The organism is Burkholderia cepacia GG4 (assembly GCF_000292915.1).
GTDB classification, from domain to species: Bacteria; Pseudomonadota; Gammaproteobacteria; order Burkholderiales; family Burkholderiaceae; genus Burkholderia; species Burkholderia cepacia_D.
Window position 1 is genome coordinate 2,199,683 of sequence record NC_018513.1, and the last position, 21,041, is coordinate 2,220,723.

Consider the following 21,041-nt stretch of genomic DNA (forward strand, 5'->3'; position numbering starts at 1 on the left):
GAAACGACCCGACCGGCCAACGCCGATCGGGTCGTTTTTTCATGTGAGGCGATCCGGTCAGCGAGACCGCATCGCCTCAGCCGTGACGATCAAAGACGCTCTTCGACCCAGCCCTTGACGCCCGCCAGCGCGCCCGGCAGGTTCGCCGGATCCGTGCCGCCTGCCTGCGCCATGTCCGGACGGCCGCCGCCCTTGCCACCGACCTGCTGCGCGACGAAGTTCACGAGCTCGCCGGCCTTGACCTTCTTGCTCGCGTCAGGCGTGACACCCGCGATCAGGCTGACCTTGCCGCCTTCGACGGCCGCCAGCACGATCGCCGCGCTCTTCAGCTTGTCCTTCAGCTTGTCGACCGTCTCGCGCAGCGTCTTCGCGTCCGCACCGTCGAGCGTCGCGGCCAGCACGTACACGCCGCCGATTTCGATGGCCTGCTGCGCGAGTTCGTCGCCCTGGCTCGAGGCGAGCTTCGACTTCAGCGCGCCCAGTTCCTTCTCGAGCGACTTCACCTGGTCCTGCACCTGCGCGATGCGCTGCGTGAGCTCCGACGGCTGCGCCTTCAGCGCGGCCGCGGCTTCGTTCACGCGGGCGTCGAGCTCCTGCACGAAGCGCAGCGCGTTGTCGCCGGTGATCGCCTCGACCCGGCGGATGCCGGCCGCGACGCCACCTTCGACGACGATCTTGAAGAAGCCGATGTCGCCGGTGCGGTGCACGTGCGTGCCGCCGCACAGTTCGCGCGAAAAGCCGAGATCGAGCACGCGCACTTCGTCGCCGTACTTCTCGCCGAACAGCGCCATCGCGCCGCCCTTCACCGCTTCGTCGTACGGCAGCACGCGCACGATGCCCGGCGCGTTCGCAAGGATTTCGTTGTTGACGATCTGCTCGACGCGACGGATTTCGTCGTCGCTCATCGGCGCGTTGTGCGCGAAGTCGAAACGGGTTTTCTCCGCATCGACGAGCGAGCCCTTCTGCTGCACGTGCGCGCCCAGCACGTCACGCAGCGCCTTGTGCATCAGGTGGGTAGCCGAGTGGTTGCGCTGCGTGCGCGCGCGACGATGCGCGTCGATTTCCGCGCGCAGCACGTCGCCGATCTTCAGCGTGCCCTGTTCGAGCGTGCCGTGGTGGCCGATCACGTCGGCCTGCACCTTCAGCGTGTCGGCCACCGCGAAGCGCGTTGCGGCGTTCGCGAGCACGCCCTGGTCGCCGACCTGGCCGCCTGATTCCGCGTAGAACGGCGTGTGGTCGAGCACGACGACCGCATCCTGGCCGTGCTTCACTTCGTTGACCGATGCGCCATCGACGTACAGCGCGACGATCTTCGCGTCGTCGAACGCGATTTCCTCGTAACCGTGGAACGTGGTCTTCGCGCCCGAGTATTCGAGGCCCTGCGCGGCCTTGAACTTGCCGGCCGCGCGCGCCTGTTCGCGCTGGCGCGCCATCGCGTCGTCGAACGCCGGCTCGTCGACCGTCATCCCGCGCTCGCGGCACACGTCGGCCGTGAGGTCGAGCGGGAAGCCGTAGGTATCGTGCAGCTTGAACGCGAGTTCGCCGTCGAGCACCTTGCCGCCCTTCGCCTCGACGTCGGCCAGCGCGGCCTCGAGGATCGACATGCCGTGCTCGATCGTCTCGAAGAAGCGCTCTTCTTCCTGGCGCAGCACGTCGGTCACGCGCTGTTCGGCTTCCTTCAGCTCCGGATACGCGGCGCCCATCTCGGCGACGAGGTCGGCCACCAGCTTGTGGAAGAACGAGCCCTTGCGGCCGAGCTTGTAGCCGTGGCGGATCGCGCGGCGCACGATGCGGCGCAGCACGTAGCCGCGGCCTTCGTTGCCGGGGATCACGCCGTCGACGATCAGGAACGAGCACGCGCGGATGTGATCGGCGATCACCTTCAGCGAGTTGTTGTTCAGGTCGCTGATCTCGGTCACGCGCGCGGCGGCCTTGATCAGGTTCTGGAACAGGTCGATCTCGTAGTTGCTGTGCACGTGCTGCAGCACCGCGGCGAGACGCTCGAGGCCCATGCCGGTGTCGACCGACTGCTTCGGCAGGCGCGTCATGTTGCCCTGCGCGTCGCGGTTGAACTGCATGAACACGAGGTTCCAGATCTCGATGTAGCGGTCGCCGTCTTCCTCAGGCGACCCCGGCGGGCCACCCCACACGTCCGGGCCGTGGTCGTAGAAGATCTCGGTGCACGGGCCGCACGGGCCGGTGTCGCCCATCGTCCAGAAGTTGTCCGACGCGTAGCGCGCGCCCTTGTTGTCGCCGATGCGGATGATCCGCTCGGTCGGCACGCCGACTTCCTTCGCCCAGATGTCGTACGCTTCGTCGTCTTCCTGATAGACGGTGACCCACAGCTTGTCCTTCGGCAGCTGGTAGACCGTGGTCAGCAGCTCCCACGCGAACTTGATCGCGTCGTGCTTGAAGTAGTCGCCGAACGAGAAGTTGCCGAGCATCTCGAAGAACGTGTGGTGGCGCGCCGTGTAGCCGACGTTCTCGAGGTCGTTGTGCTTGCCGCCCGCGCGCACGCTGCGCTGCGCCGTGGTGGCGCGCGAGTACGGACGCGGGTCCGTGCCGAGGAACACGTCCTTGAACTGGACCATGCCCGAGTTCGTGAACATCAGCGTGGGGTCGTTACCGGGCACGAGGCTCGACGAGCGAACGATCGTGTGGCCCTTCGATTCGAAGAATTTGAGGAATTTCTCGCGGATTTCGGCAGCTTTCATGGCGTGCGGGGAATGTCTGGCTGAGACGGCTTCAAACGCCGGCCGTCCTCGCGGACGCACGGCGGACAAATATCGTAAACGATCGATTATACGATACAGACCGGCGGCCCAGACGGCAGCGGCCCGCCACGCCGGACGACCGGCCTGGGCCACCCGCGCAGCCGATTCGCCTTAAGATGCTCGGCATGCCAATCCGCCTTGCCCGCCAAGGCGAGCCATGAAAGGAGACGATTCGACGATGGGTGCCCTGAGCCATATCCGCGTGCTGGACCTCACCCGCGTACTCGCGGGCCCGTGGTGCGCGCAGACGCTTGCCGACTTCGGTGCGGACGTGATCAAGGTCGAGCGCCCCGGCGCCGGCGACGACACGCGCCACTGGGGGCCGCCGTATCTGCAGGACGCGGCCGGCGCCGATACGGCCGAGGCCGCGTACTACCTCGCGGCGAACCGCAACAAGCGCTCGGTGACGGTCGACATCGCGACGCCTGAAGGCCAGCAGATCGTGCGCGAGCTCGCCGCACAGAGCGACGTCGTGCTCGAGAACTACAAGGTCGGGCAGCTGAAGAAATACGGGCTCGATTACGAATCGCTGCGCGCGGTGAAGCCCGATCTCGTCTACTGCTCGGTCACGGGTTTCGGCCAGACGGGCCCGTACGCGCACCGCGCGGGCTACGACTTCATCGTCCAGGGGATCGGCGGCTTCATGAGCATCACCGGCGAGCGCGACAGCGAGCCGGGCGGCGGCCCGCAGAAGGCCGGCGTCGCCATCGCCGATCTCGCGACCGGGCTCTATTCGACGATCGCGGTGCTCGCCGCGCTCGCGCACCGCGACCGCTCGGGCGAAGGCCAGTACATCGACATGGCGCTGCTCGACGTGCAGGTCGCGCTGCTCGCGAACATGAACACCAACTTCCTCGCGAGCGGCAAGCCGCCGGTGCGCTGGGGCAACGCGCATCCGAACATCGTGCCGTACCAGACGTTCCAGACGAGCGACGGCTGGATCATCGTCGCGGTCGGCAACGACGGGCAGTTCCGCAAGTTCGTCGAAGCCGGCGGCCGGGCCGAGCTGGCCGACGACGAGCGGTTCGCGACCAACCCGGCGCGCGTGCGCCATCGCGACACGCTGGTGCCGATCCTCGCGGAGCTGGTGAAGACGCGCGGCAAGGCCGACTGGATCGACGCGCTGGAAGCGGCCGGCGTGCCGTGCGGGCCGATCAACGAACTCGACGAGGTGTTCGACAACGAACAGGTGGTCGCGCGCGGGCTGCAGGTGTCGCTGCCGCACCCGTGCGGCGCAGACGTACAGTTGGTGCGCAATCCGATCCGGATGAGCGCGACACCGCCCGAGGCACGCACCGCCCCGCCGCTGCTCGGCGCGCAGACGGAGGACGTGCTGCGCGACATGCTCGGCTACGACGACGCGCACATCGCGGCGCTGAAGGCGAAGCAGGCGATCTGACGCGACACGCTCGCGCGGCGACGCTCGCGTTTAGCGCGCGAGCGCGTCGAGCCAGCCGCGCGCGGCTGGCCAGTCGCCGAGCCCGCTGTCCGCGTTGATGTGGCCGCGCGGGCCGATGTCCTGAAACGTGCTGCCCCACGCGTGCGCGCAGCCGCGCGCGAACGCGATCGAACCGTACGGATCGTCGCTGCTCGCGACGACGCAGGTCGGAAACGGCAAGCGCTCGTGCGGCACCGGCCCGAAGCCGTGCGCGTCGGCAGGGAACGCCGGCCCGGCGGGATCGGGCAACGCGACGAGCAATGCGCCGCGCACTTTCGCGAGCGCGGCCGGGCGCGCATAGCGCGTCGCCCACCACGCAGTCGTCAGCGTGCCGAGACTGTGGCCGGCAATCAGCACCGGCCCGCGCGCGGCTTCGACCGCGCGGTCGAGCGCGAGACACCAGCCGTTGCGGAACGCGCGGTCCCAGTCGGGCATCGCGACCCGCGAGAAGCGCGCGTCGGCACGCTCCCAGCGGCTCTGCCAGTGAAGCGGGCCCGAATTGGCGTAGCCCGGCAGGATGAAAACGGGGGTGTCGCTCATGGAAGGATTCGTCGACGCAGCGCGTCATGATGTGGCGTCGACGAAGTGTCGCACACCCTCCTCTCCCTGATGCTGCCTGTCAAAAACCGGGGATGTGCGTGAAATTGCGTGATAGTCGAGAAGATCGTGACGCGTTCAGGCCGGCGTCACGACCGGCCGGCGTTCAGCGGCGCCTGCGGCGCAGGCGCCCGCCGGCTTCGATCAGCGCACGCCGGCGCCGACCAGGCCACCTGCTGCCGCACCGGCGACCGTGCCGACCGGGCCGCCCGTGATCAGGTAGCCGAGCGCGCCGCCTGCGGCCGCGCCGATACCGGCATTACGCTGCGTATGCGTCATCGCGCATGCGCCGAGTTGCGACAAGGCCGCGACGATTACCGCGGTACGAACGAGAAAAGTGGTCTTCTTCATCATGATTGTTGGCTTCCTCCCGCCAGGCAAAAATTGCGAATGGCGGCGTTGAATCGGTAAAGCCATCATAGAAAAACCCGAATGCGCCGGGCAATCCGATTTACGTCGTGTTACAGCCGACACACACTCGAGATATTGCGGTACGCATCGCGAATTGGCCGGCGCCGCGCCGCAACCCGCGCGGGACGGACCCCGGTCAGGTAGAATTACAGGATTAAACCGGCGCGACGCGCCGACACAACCTGACGCCAACCGCATGAGCACCGAACGCAACGACGCCCCCGCGGCTTCCAACTTCATCCGCAATATCATCGACGACGACAACCGCACCGGCAAATGGAGCGGCCGCGTCGAGACGCGCTTCCCGCCCGAGCCGAACGGTTATCTGCACATCGGCCATGCGAAGAGCATCTGCCTGAACTTCAGCGTCGCGCGCGACTACGGCGGCGTGTGCCACCTGCGCTTCGACGACACGAACCCGGAAAAGGAAAGCGTCGAGTACGTCGACTCGATCGTCGATGCGGTGCGCTGGCTCGGCTTCGACTGGCGCAAGGACGCGACCGATCACCAGTATTTCGCGAGCGACTACTACGACAAACTGTACGAATTCGCCGAGTTGCTGATCCAGCGCGGCAAGGCCTACGTCGACAGCCAGAGCGCCGATGAAATGCGCGCGAACCGAGGCTCGCTGACCGAAGGCGGCAAGCCGTCGCCGTTCCGCGATCGCTCGCCCGAGGAAAACCTCGACCTGTTCCGCCGGATGAAGGCCGGCGAGTTCAAGGAAGGCGAGCACGTGCTGCGCGCGAAGATCGACATGGCTTCGCCGAACATGAACATGCGCGACCCGGTGATCTACCGGATCCGCTACGCGCACCACTACCGCACCGGCGACGCGTGGTGCGTGTATCCGATGTACGACTACACGCACTGCATCTCGGATGCGCTCGAAGGCATCACGCATTCGCTGTGCACGCTCGAGTTCGAGGATCACCGCCCGCTGTACGACTGGGTGCTGAACGAACTCGCGGAAGCCGGCATGTTTGCGCGTCCGCTGCCGCAACAGATCGAATTCTCGCGCCTGAACCTCACGTACGCGATAACCAGCAAGCGCAAGCTGCTGCAGCTCGTCACCGAGGGGCACGTCGAAGGCTGGGACGACCCGCGCATGCCGACGATCGTCGGGATCCGCCGCCGCGGCTTCACGCCGGAGAGCATCCACCTGTTCTGCGAGCGGATCGGCGTGACGAAGGTCGATTCGTGGATCGACATGAGCGTGTTCGAAGGCGCGCTGCGCGACGACCTCGACGACAAGGCGCCGCGCTCGGTCGCCGTGCTCGATCCGCTGAAGCTCGTGATCGACAACTATCCGGAAGACCTCGAGGAAGCGTGCACGGCCCCCGTGCATCCGCATCACCCGGACCGCGGCGTGCGCACGTTCCCGATCTCGCGCGAGCTGTGGATCGAACGCGAGGACTTCGTCGAGAACCCCCCGAAGGGCTATTTCCGCCTGTTCCCGGGCAACAAGGTGCGCCTGCGCTACGGCTACGTGATCGAGTGCACGGGCTTCGACAAGGACGCCGACGGCAACGTGACGGCCGTGCACTGCAACTACTTCCCGGACAGCAAGTCGGGCACCGAAGGCGCAAACACCTACAAGGTCAAGGGCAACATCCACTGGGTCAGCGCGAAGCATGCGCAGGCGGCCGAAGTGCGAATCTATGACCGGTTGTTCAAGGAGCCGCACCCGGACGCGGGCGGCGCGAACTTCCTCGAGGCGCTCAACCCGGATTCGAAGAAGATCACGCAGGCCTATGTCGAACCGGGCGCTGGCGACGTTGCGCCGGAAACGCGCCTCCAGTTCGAGCGTCACGGCTACTTCGTCGCCGATCGCGTCGATTCGAAACCGGGCAAGCCCGTGTTCAACCGGATCGTCGGGCTGCGCGACAGCTGGGGCAAGCCGGCCTGACGGCCTGCTCCGCGCGCGGCGCGGCGGCCTTGCACCGCCCGTCGCGCGACGAAAAAAAACCGACCCCCTGGGTCGGTTTTTTATTGCGTGCGCGGGATCGAAGCGGCCGCGCAGGCCGCCGCGCTCACGCGCCGGCCAGCCGCCGATGCAGATCCGCGAGCGACAGCGTCGTGCGAAACAGCCGCGCGAGGCTGCGGCTCGCATACGCGTCGACGTCGCCGGGCGCGGTCCAGCGGTACGCATCCATCTCGGGAATCAGCGAGCCGTCGCGACGGCTCGGGAACAGCGACGTGCACGTGCAGTGCGCGGGATCGATCTCGTCGTCCGCCACCTGCACCGCGAACAGGTGCAGATCCTTGTCGTGACGGTACGCGAAGCGGCCGAGATCGAGCAGCCGAGCCGGCGCGAACTCGATGCCGGTTTCCTCGCGCAGCTCCCGCAGCGCCGCGTCGGCCGGCGTCTCACCGGGCTCTCCCTGCCCCTTCGGGATGTCCCAGTGGGTGGTGTCCGTCGCATGCGCGAGGAACACGCGACCGGCCCCGTCGAGAATCACGACGCCGCACGATACCGTGCGCGGCGCACCGCTGCGCCTCATTGCACGCGTGCTCAGCGCTTCTGCAGCTGCCACTTGCCCGCGGCCGTCTTGCAATAGACGGGCTTGAGCGTCATCGTCTGGCCCTTCGCGGCAATTTCGGTGGCGATCTCGCGGCAGGTCTTGCCGTCGCTGTCGGACGTGGACGGCGTGAGCTTCGCATCGATCTGCGTGCCGCGCCCGCTGCTCTGCCACGTCGTGGTCTCGCCGTCCTTGCCGTCATCGCGCACCTGCACGACGGCCTTGGTGAGCGACGCGCGGTCGGTCTTGCTGAAGTAGGCCAGCGGCGTGTCGTTCAGGAAGCCCAGGTTGCTTTGCGCATGCGCGGGCAGCATCGCGGCTGCGCATGCAGCGCCAGCCAGCACGCGCGTGACGACGGAAAGGGATGCACGCATCGACATGTGTTTGTTCTCCTTGGATGTTCGATCGAACGGCGCGGCGCTCGGCCGGCGAACCGGCACGCGCCACGCCTGTCAGCGAGCGAGCATAGCATGCGTGCTGCAACGCGCCGCTTTTAGCGGGCCGCCGACGTCGCCGCGGGCTGATATCCGTCAGTCAGCGTGTTCAGGAACGCGATCACGTCCTTGATCTCGGCCGCGTTCAGCGCGGGCGGTTCGCCGCGCTTGCGGTCGAACGGCGGCTCGCGGTTGATGTTCGGCCAGTAGCGCTTCGGCAGGTCGTCGTAGACCTGCACCTTGCCGTGCACGACCGGATAAAACTTCTCCGGATGGATGTCGCGCTCGACGTAGAAGCGCATCACGTCCTCGAGCGAGTGGTACACGCCGTTGTGGAAGAACGTCTTGCGCAGCGCGACGTTGCGCAGCGACGGCGTGCGGAACAGCCCGCAGAATTCGTCGCGGCCCTTCAGGTCGGTGCGCTCGGGGCCGCACGCGCCGAGGTCGTAAAAGTGCGGATCGCGATTGACCGGCAGCGCGCGGTTGCGCGGCACCGCGATCGCGATCAGGCCGAAATCGCTGAACTGCGGCGGGCCGCCTTCGAGCGTGCGCTGGCTCACGTGACAGCTCGCGCAGTTGCCCTTCTTCTCGTCGTTGAACAGCTGCAACCCGCGCAACTCCGCGGGCGTGAGCTGCGCGTGGCCGGCCAGATACGCGTCGTACTTGCTCGTGTACGGATCGAACAGCGCCGGCTGCTGCTGGAATGCGTCGAGCGCGCGCAGCACCGCGCCGAACGTGGCCTGGTCGTCGCCGAGGACCCGATCGCCGAACGCCTTACGGAACGCGTCGGCATAGGGTGCGGCGCGAACCGCCTTCGCGACCCGCGCCGGCGAGCTGCTCATCTCGAATGGCGACGTGAGGGGAATGCGCGCCTGTGCATCGCGCGTATCGACGCGACCATCCCAGGTCAGCCCGCCGGTCGGACCCGCGTCGATGCTTTCGTCACCTTCGTCCGGTGAATCGTGGAAGTGCTCGCTGAACGGCGGAATGCCGCGCAGGTACTTCAGCGACGGCACCGCGCGAAAACCCGTGCGGTGCATGTCGTCGCCGCCGAGCTGTACCGACAGCGCGTTCGGCGGCCCGAATGCATGCGCGGCGCTATGACACGACGCGCATGCCAGCTTGCCGGACCCCGACAGCGACGGATCGAAGAACAACTGCTTGCCGAGCGCCGTCATCTGCTTCACGCCCTCGAATACCTGCGCGCGCGTCTGCGGCTGGCTGGCCGGCGCGACTGCCGGAGCGGCCGGGGCGGCCTGTGCCGCCGGCACGATCGCGACGGCCGATGCATCGGCACCGGGGTGCGCATCGCAACCGGCGAGCGCCGCGAGTCCGCCGACCAGCGCGAGCGTCGCCGCGGCAGGGATCAACGATCGCGCGGACGCGAAGGATTTCAGAAGGCTGTGCATCGTCGTTCTTCTTGTAGCGGTGGGCAATCGGCCGGAGCTTATGTCAGTTCCGTGACCGTTACATGACGTTCAACCGACAGTCAATTGAAAGCGTCCCTACACCCGCCTGTCAAATCGGTTCCAGATAATGCGCGCAGCCGGTCGGTGCCCCGAGGTTCGTGCGCCGGCCCTACGCCACCCTGGTTCCCACACGCGACAAACAACGAAAGAGAGAACATCGCATGAAGAAGCACGCCTGGATTCGCTACACGCCGATCGCCCTCGCGGCCGCGCTCAGCCTGACCGCCTGCGGCGGCGACGATGTCACGCAGCAAGGCCTGTCGACCGTCAAGAACGTCGTCGTGATCTACGCGGAAAACCGCAGCTTCGACAACCTGTACGGCAACTTCCCGGGCGCGAACGGTCTGCAGAACGCGACGGCGGCGAACTCGGTGCAGAAGGATCGCGACGGCTCGACAATGGCGACGCTGCCGAAGATCTGGGGCGGACTGACCGCGACCGGCATCACGCCAGCGGTCACCGAGGCGATGACGGCGAACCTGCCGAACGCAGCGTTCGCGATCGACGATCCGAATGGTTTCAATCAGTCGATGAGCATCGCGACGCGCGACATCGTGCACCGCTTCTACCAGGACCAGATGCAGATCGACGGCGGCAAGAACGACATGTATGCCGCATGGACCGATGCAGGCGGCCTAACCATGGGCCACTACACGGCGGATCCGTCGAAGCTGCCGCTGTGGAAGATCGCGCAGCAGTACGTGCTGGCCGACAACTTCTTCATGGGTGCGTTCGGTGGCTCGTTCCTGAACCACCAGTACCTGATCTGCGCGTGTGCGCCGTTCTACGCGAACGCCGACAAGAGCCCGGCGGCCGGCAAGATCGCAGTCCTGAACGCCGACGGCAAGTCGCTGAAGGTCGCCACGAACTCGCCGGCCTCCGCGCTGAGCGGCGCGCCGAAGTTCGTCAACGACGGCGCGCTGACGCCTGACTTCTACGGCGTCAACACGATGCAGCCGGCGTACCAGCCGAGCGGCAACAAGGCGGCCACGGGCGGCGACCCGCTGCTCGCCGACCCGGCCAATGCGTCGACGATGCCGCCGCAGACGGCGACCAACATCGGCGACCTGATGACCAACGCGGGCGTGTCGTGGGCATGGTACGGCGGCGCATGGGGCCAGGCGCTGCAGGCGAGTCAGAGCGGTACGTCGAACGTGATCTACGGCGCCGATCTCTCGACGCCGAACTTCCAGCCGCACCACCAGCCGTTCAACTACTTCGCGAACCAGGCACCGGGCACCGCGAGCCGCGCGCAGCACCTGCTCGACGGCGGCGCGAACGGCGCCGAGTTCATCAAGGCGATCGACGCGGGCACGCTGCCGCAAGTCGCGTTCTACAAGCCGCAGGGCAACCTGAACGAGCACCCGGGCTACACGGACGTCACCTCCGGCGACCAGCACATCGCCGACGTGATCGCGCACCTGCAGGCAAGCCCGCAGTGGAAGAACATGGTCGTCGTCGTCACGTACGACGAAAACGGCGGTTTCTGGGATCATGCCGCGCCGCCGACCGCCGATCGCTGGGGCCCGGGCACCCGCATTCCGGCACTGATCGTGTCGCCGTATGCGAAGAAGGGCTTCGTGGACCACACGCAGTACGACACGGGTTCGATCCTGCGCTTCATCACGCGCCGCTTCTCGCTGCCGCGCCTCGCAGGCCTGCAGCAGCGCGACGACGCGCTGAAAGCGAACGGCGGCCAGGCGATGGGCGACCTGACGAACGCGCTCGCGCTGTCGCCGAACCTGTAATCGCATCATCATCGCGAACGGGCCGGCAACGCTGTCGGACTGACGCACGAAGGGCGGCCCCGCGGGGCCGCCCTTTTTCATGCGCGCGTTGCCGCGCGGCTGCGTCACCAGCCGTACTTCAGCTCGACGCCGGCGTAGTCCGCGTTGTGCCCGCCCGCCTGCCGGATCGCGTTGCCGACCTGGAAGTGCACGGCCTCGATCGCGCCGATCAGGTTCGCGGCGATCGTCCAGTCCGCGCGCAGCTGCACGTACATCCCCGTCCACAAGCCGCCCTTGCCGGCCGTGCCGGGCACCACGGCGTTGGCTTGCTGATAGACGGCGTCGCCGGTCGTCTCGCGCCACTGGAAGCCGAGCGCGCCGAGCAGCGACAGGTTCGGCGACGGCTTCAGCGTCACGGACGGCTTCACGTGGATCAGGTTCGAGTAGCCGGTGAAGCCCGCCAGCGTGAAGTAATAGCCGTTCGGAAACAGCGGATTGAAGGTACTGACGCGGCCGTCGTGCGGATGCCGGTCGCCCGATGCCGCGTCGACCTGCAGCGCGATGCGCGGCGACCACGGCGCATCGAGCCGGTAGCCCGCGATCGATCCGACGGCCCACGCGCCGATCGTGTTGTTGCCTACCGTTCCGGTCTGCAGCATCGTCTCGAGATCCCAGTCGAAGCGGCCCTGCGTGCCCGAGTAGCGCAGGTCCCACACGTCGCGACGCTCGCGGCCGCTCGCATCGAGGAAACGCGCGTTGCTGCGGTTGTAGCGCGACCAGTAGCCGGACAGGTCGCCCGGCCCGACCGACTGCCGCTCGAAGCGCACGCCGCTGAACGTGAGATCGCGATTCGACACGTCGTCGAAATCGGATGCATTGCGGTTCTGCACCGGTTGCGTCGCATAGCCGATGAAGCGCCACTTCCCGTATTCGTAATCGGCCCATACCGCATCGAACGCCTGCCGAACGTTCGGGCCGTCGCGTGCGGCGATGAAGCGCTGCAAGTCGAACGCCATCTCCTGCCGGCCGACACGGAACTTGAACGTGCCGCCGCCGAGCGCGCCCGTATAGGTCGCGAACGCCTGTTCGAGATCGAGCGGGTTCTTGTCGACCGGCGACACCGTGTTCTTGCCGAACGCGCGCGCGTCCTGCAACTGCGCGAAGAACTGCCAGTGCTGGCCGAGGTGCGCATCGGCATGCACTTCGACGCGCTGGATCAGGTACGTATCCGATTGCGCGGAGCCGATCCCGAACAGCGGCGCGTCGTTGGTCTCCAGACGCTCGCGCAGGTTCACACCCAGCGACAGATAGGATGCCGGATCGTTGCCGAGCGGAATGTATTTCAACCCGTCGAGCGGCGCGCGCGGCACGCACGGATTCGCGAGCACCGACCAGTCTTCCTGCCAGCGGTTGAACAATACGGTCGGCCGCTTGGCCGTGCACGTCGATGCGGTGGTGTCGGTGGCTGCCGATGCCGAAGTCGATGTCGCCATCGTTTCCGCGAACGCCGCGTCGGCGCCCGCGAACAGCAGCCCGGCAACGATCGACGTGCGGGCGGCCCGCTCGAAGCCACGGCCGCGGCGCCTCCCCTGCTCCAGTCTGGTCATGCGCGCTCCTGCGTCACGGTACCGGCCGCCTGCGCCGCACCCAGCGCCAGCATCGCGAGCGCGGCCACAGGCGCGAGCAGCGCCAGAAATCCGACGTAGCGGAACCCGAGCGCACCGCATGCCGCGCCGAGCGCGAACGCGACGATCGCCGGCAGCATCTTGCCGAAACGGGCCCGCGCCGCTGCGCGCACGCTGTCCGCCGTGCCGGCCGACAGCAAGTCGACGACGTCGAGGATCGCCTGCGTCACGTTGCCGGTCATCACCGTATTCGGCACGCCGCCGGCACGCGGAATCACGCGCGGGTGCGCGTTCTGCACGCCCATCGCGAACGTGCCGACGATGCCGGCCACCAGCGCCGGCAGGCTGTCGGGCTGCGTGACGGGCGTCGCCCACACGCCGGCCGCGCAGAAGCCGAGCAGCAGCACGGCCTGCACCGCATGCAGCGTGCGGGTGCCCTGCCAGGCGGGCCGCGCGGACATCGACCGCGCGATCAGGCTGCTCGCGATCACGCCGCACACGAACGCCGGAAACACGCTGAGCTTCAGCACGACGCCCTGGCCGAAGCCCGCGATGCCCGCCCCGATCAGCACGAAGTTGCCGGTCACGTGCGCGGTGAACAGCCCGAACAGCGCAACGAAGCTCAGCGTGTCGACGAAGCCGGCCACCGCGGCAAGGATCGTGTCCTCGTGCTTCATCGCGGCGCGCTCGCGTGGATCTCGGCGACGTAGCCGCCCGGGAACTGCACGAGCGCCGCATCGCGGCCGTCCGACGCGAACGGCGGCACGAGCACGGTCACGCCCGCGGCTTCGGCCTGCTTCAGCGTCGCGGCGAGATCGGACACTTCGTAGCCCGTCATTTCGCGGCCGAACGGGTAAGGCAGATGGCCGTCCGTCACGAGCACGGTCATCTTGCCGAAGCCCGATTCGATGCGGATCCGGCGGTACGTGTCGTTCGGCCGGCCGATCTCGACGCCCGGCGCCTTCAGGTTGTCGGACACGACCTTGCCTTTCGAGAACTTGACGAAATCGTGCACGAACTTGCGCACGCTTTGCGGCGACACATAGACGCGATTCTCGGGGATGGTCTGCAACGCGTCGTAGTTCGGCGCCTGGGTATGCCAGTAGAGCTGCATGTTCACGCCGCCCGCCCACGCGATGATCGCATCGCGGCCGATCGGATCGGGGAACGTGTCGACGATCACGTCGGCGCCGTGCTCGCGCGCCGACTTCACCGCGACGTCCATGTCCGTGACGAGATAGCCGGTACGCTCCGCGCAGAACGGATGCGGGATCGGCGTCTTGAAGCCGAACACCGAGATCGTGCCGACCGGCGTCAGCACAAGCTGCGACATCGTCTGGCTCGGTGTCGGCGTGACCTGGAACACGCCCTGCTTCGACTTCTTGCCGCCGAACGTCGCGACGACGCTGTCGGTGAAGCGGTCGAAGTCTTCGGGCGCCACGCATACGTGCGTCGTGTCGTACTGCGGACCGACGGCCACCGTCGGCGTGCCCGCGGGCGGCACGGGAGGTTTCGCGAACGCGGCAGGCACGACGGCGAGACCGCTCGCGAGCGTCGCGGCGAGCAGCACTGAACGAATGGAATTAATCACGGGATTTCCTGGTTGTTGCATCGTCATCGAATGGAGCGGCCGTCGCCGGCCGGTTGCCGTGCATCGTCGAGCACGGTCGCGAGCACGAGTGCCGCGATCAGCCCGAGATGCTCGAAAAAGCTGTTGAGCGCCATGAAATGTTCGGCGCCCGAACGGTTCCAGAAATCGTTCGCCACGACCATCGCGACGAGCGTCAGCATGCCGAGGCTGCCGGCGCCGAGCCACGTGAAGCGGCGAAACACCACGCAGAGCGAGCCGGCGATCTCGACCGCGATCGCGAGCGCCGCCCACAACGCGGCCGGATGCAGGCCGAAATGCGCCTGCTCCGCGACCGCGCCGTCGAAATCGAGCGCCTTTGCGATACCGCCGAGCAGATAGGCGGACACCAGCGCGAGACGCGCGAGCGGCAGGACCCACGGCTGCGACAGCAGCGCGCGAATCCATGCCGGGTTGCCATGAACGGTGCGCGCCGCCATGTCAGACCGCCCAGCACGAACAGCCGAACGCACCCCAGAAGCCCTTCGCGTCCGAGGTCGGCAACGCACGGCCCCACGCGCCCGCATGCGCATGGCCGTGCACGCCGCACGCGCTCGCGCAGCCGCACATCGCCGCGGCGGCGGCCCGTTGCAGCGGCGCGCCCTCTCGCTGCGTCGCGCCCCAGCCGCCGTAGCCGCCGTAGGCCCGCACGGGCGACCAGTCCGGCATCGCGGGCGGAATCGGCGCGTCGTGCGACGCGAACGGCCCCGCGCCCCACACGATCCGCCCGCCGACCACCGTCAGCAATGCCGTCGTGTCGGCAATATCGTCCTCTGCGCATGTGAAGAAATCGCGGTCCGGGACCATCAGATCGGCGAGCTGCCCGACCACGATGCGCCCCTTCTTGCCCTCCTCGTTCGAGAACCACGTCACGTACTCGGTCCACATCCGCAGCGCGGTTTCGCGATCGAGCAGGTTGCGCTGCGGATACATCCGCAGGCCGCCGACCGTCTTGCCCGTCACGAGCCATGCGAGCGATACCCACGGGTTGTACGACGCCACGCGCGTCGCATCGGTGCCGGCCGACACCTTGAGCCCCTTGCCGAGCATCTTCGCGACGGGCGGCGTCGCCTCGGCCGCCTGCGCGCCATAGCGCTCGACGAAGTACTCGCCCTGGTACGCCATCCGGTGCTGCACCGCGACGCCGCCGCCGAGCGCCGCGATCCTGTCCATCGAGCGCTCCGAGATCGTTTCCGCATGATCGAAGAACCAGTTCAGGCCGGCAAGCGGGATGTCCTTGTTCACCTTCTCGAACACGTCGAGCGCGCGGCTGATGGTTTCGTCATAGGTCGCGTGCATGCGCCACGGCCAGCGGTTCTGCGCGAGCACGCGCACCACGCCTTCGAGATCGTCTTCCATCTGCGCGGGCAGGTCCGGACGCGCGACGCGGAAGTCCTCGAAATCGGCCGCCGAGAACACCAGCATTTCGCCCGCGCCGTTGTGGCGGAAGTAGTCGCTGCCGTCGTGATACTTGACGCTCTTCGTCCAGTTCACGAAGTCTTCCTTCTCGGCATTCGGCTTCTGCGTGAACAGGTTGTACGCGATCCGGATCGTCATCTCGCCCGCGTCGTGCAGCTTGCGGATCACTTCGTAATCGTCGGGGTAATTCTGCGAACCGCCGCCTGCGTCAATCACGCCCGTCACACCGAGCCGGTTCAGCTCGCGCATGAAGTGACGCGTCGAGTTGTACTGATACTCGAACGGCAGCTTCGGCCCCTTCGCGAGCGTCGCGTAGAGGATCGTCGCGTTCGGGTTCGCGAGCAGCAGGCCCGTCGGGTTGCCCGCGTCGTCGCGCAGGATCGTGCCGCCCGGCGGCTCCGGCGTGTCCTTCGTATAGCCGACCACGCGCAGCGCGGCCGCGTTCAGCAGCGCGCGATCGTACAGGTGCAGGATGAACACCGGCGTATCGGGCGCGGCCGCGTTGAGCTCGTCGATCGTCGGCAGGCGCTTTTCCGCGAACTGGTGCTCGGTGAAGCCGCCGACCACGCGCACCCACTGCGGCGCCGGCGTGATCGCGACCTGCTGCTTGAGCATCTCCATCGCGACCGCGAGCGAGCGCACGCCGTCCCAGCGCAGCTCCAGGTTGTAGTTCAGCCCGCCGCGAATCACGTGCGTGTGGTTGTCGGTCAGGCCCGGCAGCACGGCGCGGCCGTCGAGGTCGACCACCTTGGTCGCGCGGCCGGCGAGCGGCATGACTTCCGCGTTGCTGCCGACCGCGACGAAGCGGCCATCCTTGATCGCCACGGCGGTGGCGACGGGGTTCGCACGGTCGAGCGTCGTGATGCGCCCGTTGTGCAGGATCAGATCCGGTTGATTATCGGTTGCGCTCATATAGGGTCCTCGATGCGGTCAGAAGCCGAGCCAGTGACGCACGGGCCCGATGGCCTGCGCGCCGATCAGCATGCCGGCGAGGCCGATCAGCGCGATCAGCGGCGGCGCGGGCGAACGCACCTTGATCACGCTGTACACGACGCCGATCAGCACGCCGGCCGACAACGACAATAGATAAGATTCCATAACGTTTTTTCTCCAGGCCGGATTAGAATGACCCGCATCGCGTCGGCTGCATGCTTCGCTGCCGTCGCATCCGCCTCCCTTCCTTGTCACCCTGTCCGACCATGCAAACCCTTCCTGATCTCGAAGCCTGGGCCATCTTTGCGCGCGTCGCGGAAACCGGTTCGTTCGCCAAGGCCGCGGAACTGCTCGGCGTGTCGCAACCGACGGTGTCGAAGGCGATCGCGCGGCTCGAAAAGCGCCTCGGCGCGATGCTGCTGTACCGCACGTCGCGCAAGCTGTCGCTCACGCCAACCGGCGAACTGCTGCGCGACCGCGCGATCCGCCTGCTCGCCGACGCGGAACTGATCGAGAGCGAGGCAACCGCGCAGGCGCTCGAACCGCACGGCCTCGTGCGCGTGAACGCGCCGATGTCGTTCGGGCTGCACCACCTGTCGCCGCTGCTGCCCGCATTCCTCGAGCGTTATCCGCGCGTCGACATCGACCTCGTGCTGACCGACCACATCGTCGACATCGTGTCCGGCGGCTTCGACGTCGCGATCCGCATCGCCGAGCTCAGCGATTCGTCGCTGCGCTCGCGCAAGCTGTGTGCGGTGCGCCGGCCGCTCGTCGCATCGCCCGCGTATCTCGACCGGCACGGCCGGCCCGAGCATCCGCGCGACATCGAACAGCACGTGTGCCTCACCTACACGAACCTGCCGACCCCCGAGTACTGGCGCTTCCGCCATCCGGGATCGGGCGAGGACGTCGGCGTCTCGGTGCACGGACGCATCCGCACCAACAACGCCGACGTGATCGTCCCTGCGCTCGTCGCCGGCCACGGCCTCGCACTGCAGCCCGAGTTCCTGGTGTGGGACGAGCTGCAGCGCGGCGAGCTCGAGGAAGTGATGCACGACTGGAAGATCGCGGACATCAACGTCAACCTCGTCACGCCGCCCGGCATGCTGCGCGCCGCACGGGTGACGGTGCTGCTGGATTTCCTCGCCGAACATTTCTCGCACGCGCCGTGGGCACTGCCCGTGGACTGAGCGAACGGCAGCCGCCGCCCGCGACGATCACGGCGGGCGGCGCGTTACTTCGCCGGCACGGCCGGGATCGACTCGTGCGGCGTCGCGGTGCGCTGCGGCGCCTTGTGGACCATCGTGTACGCGTAGTCGACGCCCATCCCGTACGCGCCGGAATGCTCCTTCACGACCGCCATCACCGCGTCGTACGTGTCGCGGCGCGCCCAGTCGCGCTGCCATTCCAGGATGACCTGCTGCCACGTGACCGGCACCACGCCCGCCTGCACCATCCGCTGCATCGCGAAGTCGTGCGCGGCCTGCGACGTGCCACCCGATGCATCGGCCACCATGTAGATCTCGTAGTCGCCTTCGAGCATCGCGCAGAGCGCGAACGTCGTATTGCAGACCTCGGTCCACAGGCCCGACACGATCACCTTCTTGCGGCCGTTCGCGGCCAGCGCGTCGCGCACCTTCTGGTCGTCCCACGAGTTCATCGACGTGCGTTCGAGCGTCTTCTGGTTCGGGAACACGTCGAGCAGTTCGGGATAGGTGTGCCCCGAAAAGCTCTCGGTCTCGACCGTCGTGATGGTGGTCGGGATGTTGAATGCCTTCGCTGCCTTCGCGAGCCCGACGACGTTGTTCTTCAACGTCTGGCGATCGATCGACTGCACACCGAACGCCATCTGCGGCTGCTGGTCGATGAAGATCAGCTGGCTGTTCTGCGGAGTAAGTACTTCAAGCTTCGGATTGCTCATGGCGCATCGAGTCCTGTGAACGAAAAAAAGGGGGGCTTGCCTCGACCGTGAGAACGGGAGGAGCCGGAGGTGCGTCACGCCGGATCGTCATCCGGCTCGAAATATTTAATCCGCAAACGCGCGGCGCGAACACCCAAGAAACGGAATCGATGCAATTCCGGAAACGGCGTCCGTTCGGGCACGCTCGCCCTTTTTTTCTTCACGCAAACCCGATACCCTTTCAAGACCTTGACGGTGCCGCTCCGGTACCGGTCGGCCATGACGGAATGCTTACCATGAAACCGTATGTCTTCTCGCTGCTCGCCGGCATTCTCGCCGGCGTGATCTACGGCACGCTCGGCGTGAATTCGCCCGCGCCACCGGTCATCGCGCTCACCGGCCTGCTCGGCATGCTGGCCGGCGAGCAGATCCTGCCCATCGCGCGGCGCATGCTCGCGGGCCACCGGCTGAACGCGGCATGGCGCGACGCGAAGTGCGGCCAGCACATGTTCGGCGCGCTGCCGGGCGGCAGCACGAACGAGCGCAAGCCGTCGTGACGCAGTCTCTCTGCATGCGCCGCGCATGAGCAACGTCGAGCTGTTCCATTACCTGCTGCTGTTGATCTGCGGCGCGGGCGCGCTCACCTGGCTCGCCGAACGCGTGTCGATTCCGCCGGCCGTCGTGCTGCTGCTCGGCGGCTGCGTGGTGGCCGTCGCGGGCAAGCGCACGCCCGACATGGACCCGGCGCTGCTGCTCGCGGCCGTGCTGCCGCCGCTGCTGATGTCAAGCGGCTTCTATACGGCGTGGAAGGAGTTCCGGCACGAGCTCGCGTCGATCGCCTCGCTCGCGCTCGGCGCGGTGGTGTTCACGACCGTCGCGGTCGCGCTCGCCGTGCATGCGATGAACCCGGCGTTGCCGTGGGCCGCGTGCTTCACGCTCGGCGCGATCGTGTCGCCGCCCGACGCGGTCGCCGCGAAGGCGATCCTGCAGCGTCATCCGCTGCCCGCGCGGCTGGTCGCGGTGCTCGAAGGCGAAAGCCTCGTCAACGACGCATCCGGCCTGCTGCTGTACCAGATGGCCGTCTCGGCCGCGCTGGCCGTGACGATCACGACCGCGAGCGCCACCGGCCTGTTCTTTTCGCTCACGCTGATCGGCATCGCGGTCGGCCTCGCGTGCGGCCATGCGATGTGCTGGGTGCTGCAGCGCCTGCGCGAGCCGATGCTCGGCATCGTCGTGACCTTCGCGATGGCGTGGGGCAGCTACGGGATCGCCGAAGCCGTCCACGGCTCGGGCGTGCTGTCGGTCGTGACCTGCGGCCTCGTGCTCGGCGTGCGCCAGCATCGCGTGTTCGACGCGGACCTGCGGATCAAGGCGAAGGCGACCTGGGAAGCGATCGTGTTCGTGCTCGACGCGCTCGTGTTCATCCTGATCGGCCTCGCGCTGCACGCGATCCTCGCCGGCGTGAACCACGAAGGCGCGGTGCTGATGGCCGGCCTGCGCGTCGCGCTGCCGGCGACGGCCGCCGCGATCGCCGCGCGCGTCGTGTGGGTGTTCGTCGCGATGTGGCTGCCGGGACGCCTGCGCGCGCCGCGCGCAGGCCACACCGCGTGGTCGTGGCGCGAGGCGGTCGTGCTCGGCTGGTCCGGCATGCGCGGCGTCGTGAGCCTCGCCGCCGCGATCGCGCTGCCGGGTAACTTCCCCGGCCGCGACCTGATCCTGTTCAGCACGTTCCTGCTGATCATCGCGACGCTGGTCGTGCAGGGCGGCACGCTCGCGCCGCTGATCCGCGTGCTGAAGCTGCGCCCGGCCGCGCGGCACACGATGTCCGAGCATGCGGTGCGCGCGCATACGTTCGGCGCGGCGCTCGCCGAGCTCGACGCCCGCGAGCAGCGCGGCTCGGGCCTCGAACGCGCGTCGCTCGACCGCCTGCTGACCGAATACCGGAGCCGGGTCGCCTTCAACGAACGCGCGCACCGCGACGGCGCGGAGCCGGCCGACATCCGTGCGCGCATGCTGCGCGTCGAGCTCGAGCTGGTCGGCGTGTCGCGCGACGCGTTGCTCGACCTGCATCGCGACGGCCGGGTCGACGACGCGGTGCTGCACCGCATAGAATCCGAGCTGGATTTCGAGGAACTGCGGCTGCAGCGCCTGCTCGAACCGTAACGCCC

20 protein-coding genes are annotated in these 21,041 nt (G+C 67.6%); 6 read left to right on the forward strand and 14 right to left on the reverse strand.

The genetic code is table 11. The features are described 5' to 3' along the window. Positions 1–89: 89 nt before the first annotated feature. Entirely contained in the window at positions 90–2,714 is a 2,625-nt protein-coding gene (alaS, locus tag GEM_RS10060) for an alanine--tRNA ligase (RefSeq protein ID WP_014897296.1), read from the reverse strand. A gap of 238 nt (positions 2,715–2,952) precedes the next feature. On the opposite strand from alaS, the gene GEM_RS10065 reads away from it, so the two are divergent. Further along, positions 2,953–4,173, forward strand: a complete 1,221-nt coding sequence (locus tag GEM_RS10065; RefSeq protein ID WP_041490654.1) for a CaiB/BaiF CoA transferase family protein — start codon at positions 2,953–2,955, stop codon at positions 4,171–4,173. A gap of 30 nt (positions 4,174–4,203) precedes the next feature. Here the strand turns inward: GEM_RS10065 and GEM_RS10070 are convergent, their stop codons facing one another. Together GEM_RS10070 and GEM_RS10075 are read right to left on the reverse strand one after the other, a co-directional pair. Further along, the gene (locus tag GEM_RS10070; protein WP_014897298.1) at positions 4,204–4,752 is read right to left on the reverse strand and encodes an RBBP9/YdeN family alpha/beta hydrolase; all 549 of its coding nucleotides are present in this window, start codon (positions 4,750–4,752) and stop codon (positions 4,204–4,206) included. A 201-nt stretch (positions 4,753–4,953) separates the two neighbouring features. Continuing rightward, positions 4,954–5,163, reverse strand: coding sequence for an ornithine acetyltransferase (locus GEM_RS10075; protein ID WP_006497729.1), 210 nt, complete (start codon positions 5,161–5,163; stop codon positions 4,954–4,956). A 253-nt stretch (positions 5,164–5,416) separates the two neighbouring features. Here GEM_RS10075 and GEM_RS10080 point away from each other — a divergent pair, with 253 nt between their 5' ends. Next, complete coding sequence (locus GEM_RS10080; RefSeq protein ID WP_014897299.1) at positions 5,417–7,126, forward strand: glutamine--tRNA ligase/YqeY domain fusion protein; 1,710 nt, start codon at positions 5,417–5,419, stop codon at positions 7,124–7,126. Between the two features lie 124 nt (positions 7,127–7,250). Here the strand turns inward: GEM_RS10080 and GEM_RS10085 are convergent, their stop codons facing one another. The 3 genes from GEM_RS10085 to GEM_RS10095 form a co-directional block, all read right to left on the reverse strand. After that, entirely contained in the window at positions 7,251–7,721 is a 471-nt protein-coding gene (locus GEM_RS10085) for an NUDIX hydrolase (RefSeq protein WP_014897300.1), read from the reverse strand. Between the two features lie 11 nt (positions 7,722–7,732). Next, complete coding sequence (locus GEM_RS10090; protein WP_014897301.1) at positions 7,733–8,119, reverse strand: hypothetical protein; 387 nt, start codon at positions 8,117–8,119, stop codon at positions 7,733–7,735. Positions 8,120–8,232: 113 nt separating this feature from the next. Next, the gene (locus tag GEM_RS10095) at positions 8,233–9,582 is read right to left on the reverse strand and encodes a cytochrome-c peroxidase (RefSeq protein ID WP_014897302.1); all 1,350 of its coding nucleotides are present in this window, start codon (positions 9,580–9,582) and stop codon (positions 8,233–8,235) included. A 221-nt stretch (positions 9,583–9,803) separates the two neighbouring features. Between GEM_RS10095 and GEM_RS10100 the strand changes: the two genes are divergently transcribed. Then, the gene (locus GEM_RS10100; RefSeq protein ID WP_014897303.1) at positions 9,804–11,390 is read left to right on the forward strand and encodes an acid phosphatase; all 1,587 of its coding nucleotides are present in this window, start codon (positions 9,804–9,806) and stop codon (positions 11,388–11,390) included. Positions 11,391–11,494: 104 nt separating this feature from the next. On the opposite strand, the gene GEM_RS10105 is transcribed toward GEM_RS10100, so the two are convergent. Genes GEM_RS10105 through GEM_RS10130 form a run of 6 tightly spaced genes read right to left on the reverse strand, consistent with a single transcriptional unit; the run spans position 11,495 to position 17,138 of the window. Beyond that, entirely contained in the window at positions 11,495–12,976 is a 1,482-nt protein-coding gene (locus GEM_RS10105) for an alginate export family protein (RefSeq protein ID WP_014897304.1), read from the reverse strand. Continuing rightward, positions 12,973–13,671 (reverse strand): YoaK family protein, encoded by a 699-nt coding sequence (locus tag GEM_RS10110; protein ID WP_014897305.1) that lies wholly within the window; start codon positions 13,669–13,671, stop codon positions 12,973–12,975. Before GEM_RS10110 ends, GEM_RS10105 begins: the two co-directional genes overlap by 4 nt. Next, on the reverse strand, positions 13,668–14,606 hold the full coding sequence (locus GEM_RS10115) for a VOC family protein (protein ID WP_420358917.1): 939 nt from the start codon (positions 14,604–14,606) through the stop codon (positions 13,668–13,670). Before GEM_RS10115 ends, GEM_RS10110 begins: the two co-directional genes overlap by 4 nt. Positions 14,607–14,608: 2 nt before the next feature. Continuing rightward, complete coding sequence (locus tag GEM_RS10120) at positions 14,609–15,061, reverse strand: DoxX family protein (RefSeq protein ID WP_014897307.1); 453 nt, start codon at positions 15,059–15,061, stop codon at positions 14,609–14,611. Between the two features lies 1 nt (position 15,062). Then, positions 15,063–16,952 carry an amidohydrolase gene (locus GEM_RS10125; protein WP_014897308.1) on the reverse strand — a complete coding sequence of 630 codons (1,890 nt, stop codon included), beginning with the start codon at positions 16,950–16,952 and terminating at the stop codon, positions 15,063–15,065. Positions 16,953–16,970: 18 nt separating this feature from the next. Further along, positions 16,971–17,138 carry a DUF1427 family protein gene (locus tag GEM_RS10130; RefSeq protein ID WP_014897309.1) on the reverse strand — a complete coding sequence of 56 codons (168 nt, stop codon included), beginning with the start codon at positions 17,136–17,138 and terminating at the stop codon, positions 16,971–16,973. 101 nt (positions 17,139–17,239) lie between these two features. Between GEM_RS10130 and GEM_RS10135 the strand changes: the two genes are divergently transcribed. Further along, positions 17,240–18,163: a LysR family transcriptional regulator gene (locus tag GEM_RS10135; RefSeq protein ID WP_014897310.1), complete on the forward strand. Its 924-nt coding sequence runs from the start codon at positions 17,240–17,242 to the stop codon at positions 18,161–18,163. A 44-nt stretch (positions 18,164–18,207) separates the two neighbouring features. Here GEM_RS10135 and GEM_RS10140 read toward each other — a convergent pair whose 3' ends face one another. After that, positions 18,208–18,894 (reverse strand): hydrolase, encoded by a 687-nt coding sequence (locus tag GEM_RS10140; protein ID WP_014897311.1) that lies wholly within the window; start codon positions 18,892–18,894, stop codon positions 18,208–18,210. Positions 18,895–18,968: 74 nt separating this feature from the next. After that, entirely contained in the window at positions 18,969–19,154 is a 186-nt protein-coding gene (locus GEM_RS31190; protein ID WP_148283814.1) for a hypothetical protein, read from the reverse strand. A gap of 15 nt (positions 19,155–19,169) precedes the next feature. Here GEM_RS31190 and GEM_RS10145 point away from each other — a divergent pair, with 15 nt between their 5' ends. Both GEM_RS10145 and GEM_RS10150 read left to right on the forward strand, forming a co-directional pair. Further along, positions 19,170–19,430: a XapX domain-containing protein gene (locus GEM_RS10145; protein WP_014897312.1), complete on the forward strand. Its 261-nt coding sequence runs from the start codon at positions 19,170–19,172 to the stop codon at positions 19,428–19,430. Positions 19,431–19,455: 25 nt separating this feature from the next. Then, positions 19,456–21,036, forward strand: a complete 1,581-nt coding sequence (locus GEM_RS10150) for a cation:proton antiporter (RefSeq protein WP_014897313.1) — start codon at positions 19,456–19,458, stop codon at positions 21,034–21,036. Positions 21,037–21,041: the final 5 nt, after the last annotated feature.

Excerpts from the sequence above, each read along its gene's own strand:
- GEM_RS10150 (WP_014897313.1), top strand. The coding sequence starts at position 19,456 with ATGAGCAACGTCGAGCTGTTCCATTACCTGCTGCTGTTGATCTGCGGC.
- GEM_RS10065 (WP_041490654.1), top strand. The coding sequence starts at position 2,953 with ATGGGTGCCCTGAGCCATATCCGCGTGCTGGACCTCACCCGCGTACTC.
- GEM_RS10090 (WP_014897301.1), bottom strand. The coding sequence starts at position 8,119 with ATGTCGATGCGTGCATCCCTTTCCGTCGTCACGCGCGTGCTGGCTGGC.
- GEM_RS10145 (WP_014897312.1), top strand. The coding sequence starts at position 19,170 with ATGAAACCGTATGTCTTCTCGCTGCTCGCCGGCATTCTCGCCGGCGTG.
- GEM_RS10115 (WP_420358917.1), bottom strand. The coding sequence starts at position 14,606 with ATGCAACAACCAGGAAATCCCGTGATTAATTCCATTCGTTCAGTGCTG.
- alaS (WP_014897296.1), bottom strand. The coding sequence starts at position 2,714 with ATGAAAGCTGCCGAAATCCGCGAGAAATTCCTCAAATTCTTCGAATCG.
- GEM_RS10140 (WP_014897311.1), bottom strand. The coding sequence starts at position 18,894 with ATGAGCAATCCGAAGCTTGAAGTACTTACTCCGCAGAACAGCCAGCTG.
- GEM_RS10080 (WP_014897299.1), top strand. The coding sequence starts at position 5,417 with ATGAGCACCGAACGCAACGACGCCCCCGCGGCTTCCAACTTCATCCGC.
- GEM_RS10085 (WP_014897300.1), bottom strand. The coding sequence starts at position 7,721 with ATGAGGCGCAGCGGTGCGCCGCGCACGGTATCGTGCGGCGTCGTGATT.
- GEM_RS10110 (WP_014897305.1), bottom strand. The coding sequence starts at position 13,671 with ATGAAGCACGAGGACACGATCCTTGCCGCGGTGGCCGGCTTCGTCGAC.
- GEM_RS10095 (WP_014897302.1), bottom strand. The coding sequence starts at position 9,582 with ATGCACAGCCTTCTGAAATCCTTCGCGTCCGCGCGATCGTTGATCCCT.
- GEM_RS10120 (WP_014897307.1), bottom strand. The coding sequence starts at position 15,061 with ATGGCGGCGCGCACCGTTCATGGCAACCCGGCATGGATTCGCGCGCTG.
- GEM_RS10135 (WP_014897310.1), top strand. The coding sequence starts at position 17,240 with ATGCAAACCCTTCCTGATCTCGAAGCCTGGGCCATCTTTGCGCGCGTC.
- GEM_RS10075 (WP_006497729.1), bottom strand. The coding sequence starts at position 5,163 with ATGATGAAGAAGACCACTTTTCTCGTTCGTACCGCGGTAATCGTCGCG.
- GEM_RS10105 (WP_014897304.1), bottom strand. The coding sequence starts at position 12,976 with ATGACCAGACTGGAGCAGGGGAGGCGCCGCGGCCGTGGCTTCGAGCGG.
- GEM_RS10070 (WP_014897298.1), bottom strand. The coding sequence starts at position 4,752 with ATGAGCGACACCCCCGTTTTCATCCTGCCGGGCTACGCCAATTCGGGC.
- GEM_RS10130 (WP_014897309.1), bottom strand. The coding sequence starts at position 17,138 with ATGGAATCTTATCTATTGTCGTTGTCGGCCGGCGTGCTGATCGGCGTC.
- GEM_RS31190 (WP_148283814.1), bottom strand. The coding sequence starts at position 19,154 with ATGGCCGACCGGTACCGGAGCGGCACCGTCAAGGTCTTGAAAGGGTAT.
- GEM_RS10100 (WP_014897303.1), top strand. The coding sequence starts at position 9,804 with ATGAAGAAGCACGCCTGGATTCGCTACACGCCGATCGCCCTCGCGGCC.
- GEM_RS10125 (WP_014897308.1), bottom strand. The coding sequence starts at position 16,952 with ATGAGCGCAACCGATAATCAACCGGATCTGATCCTGCACAACGGGCGC.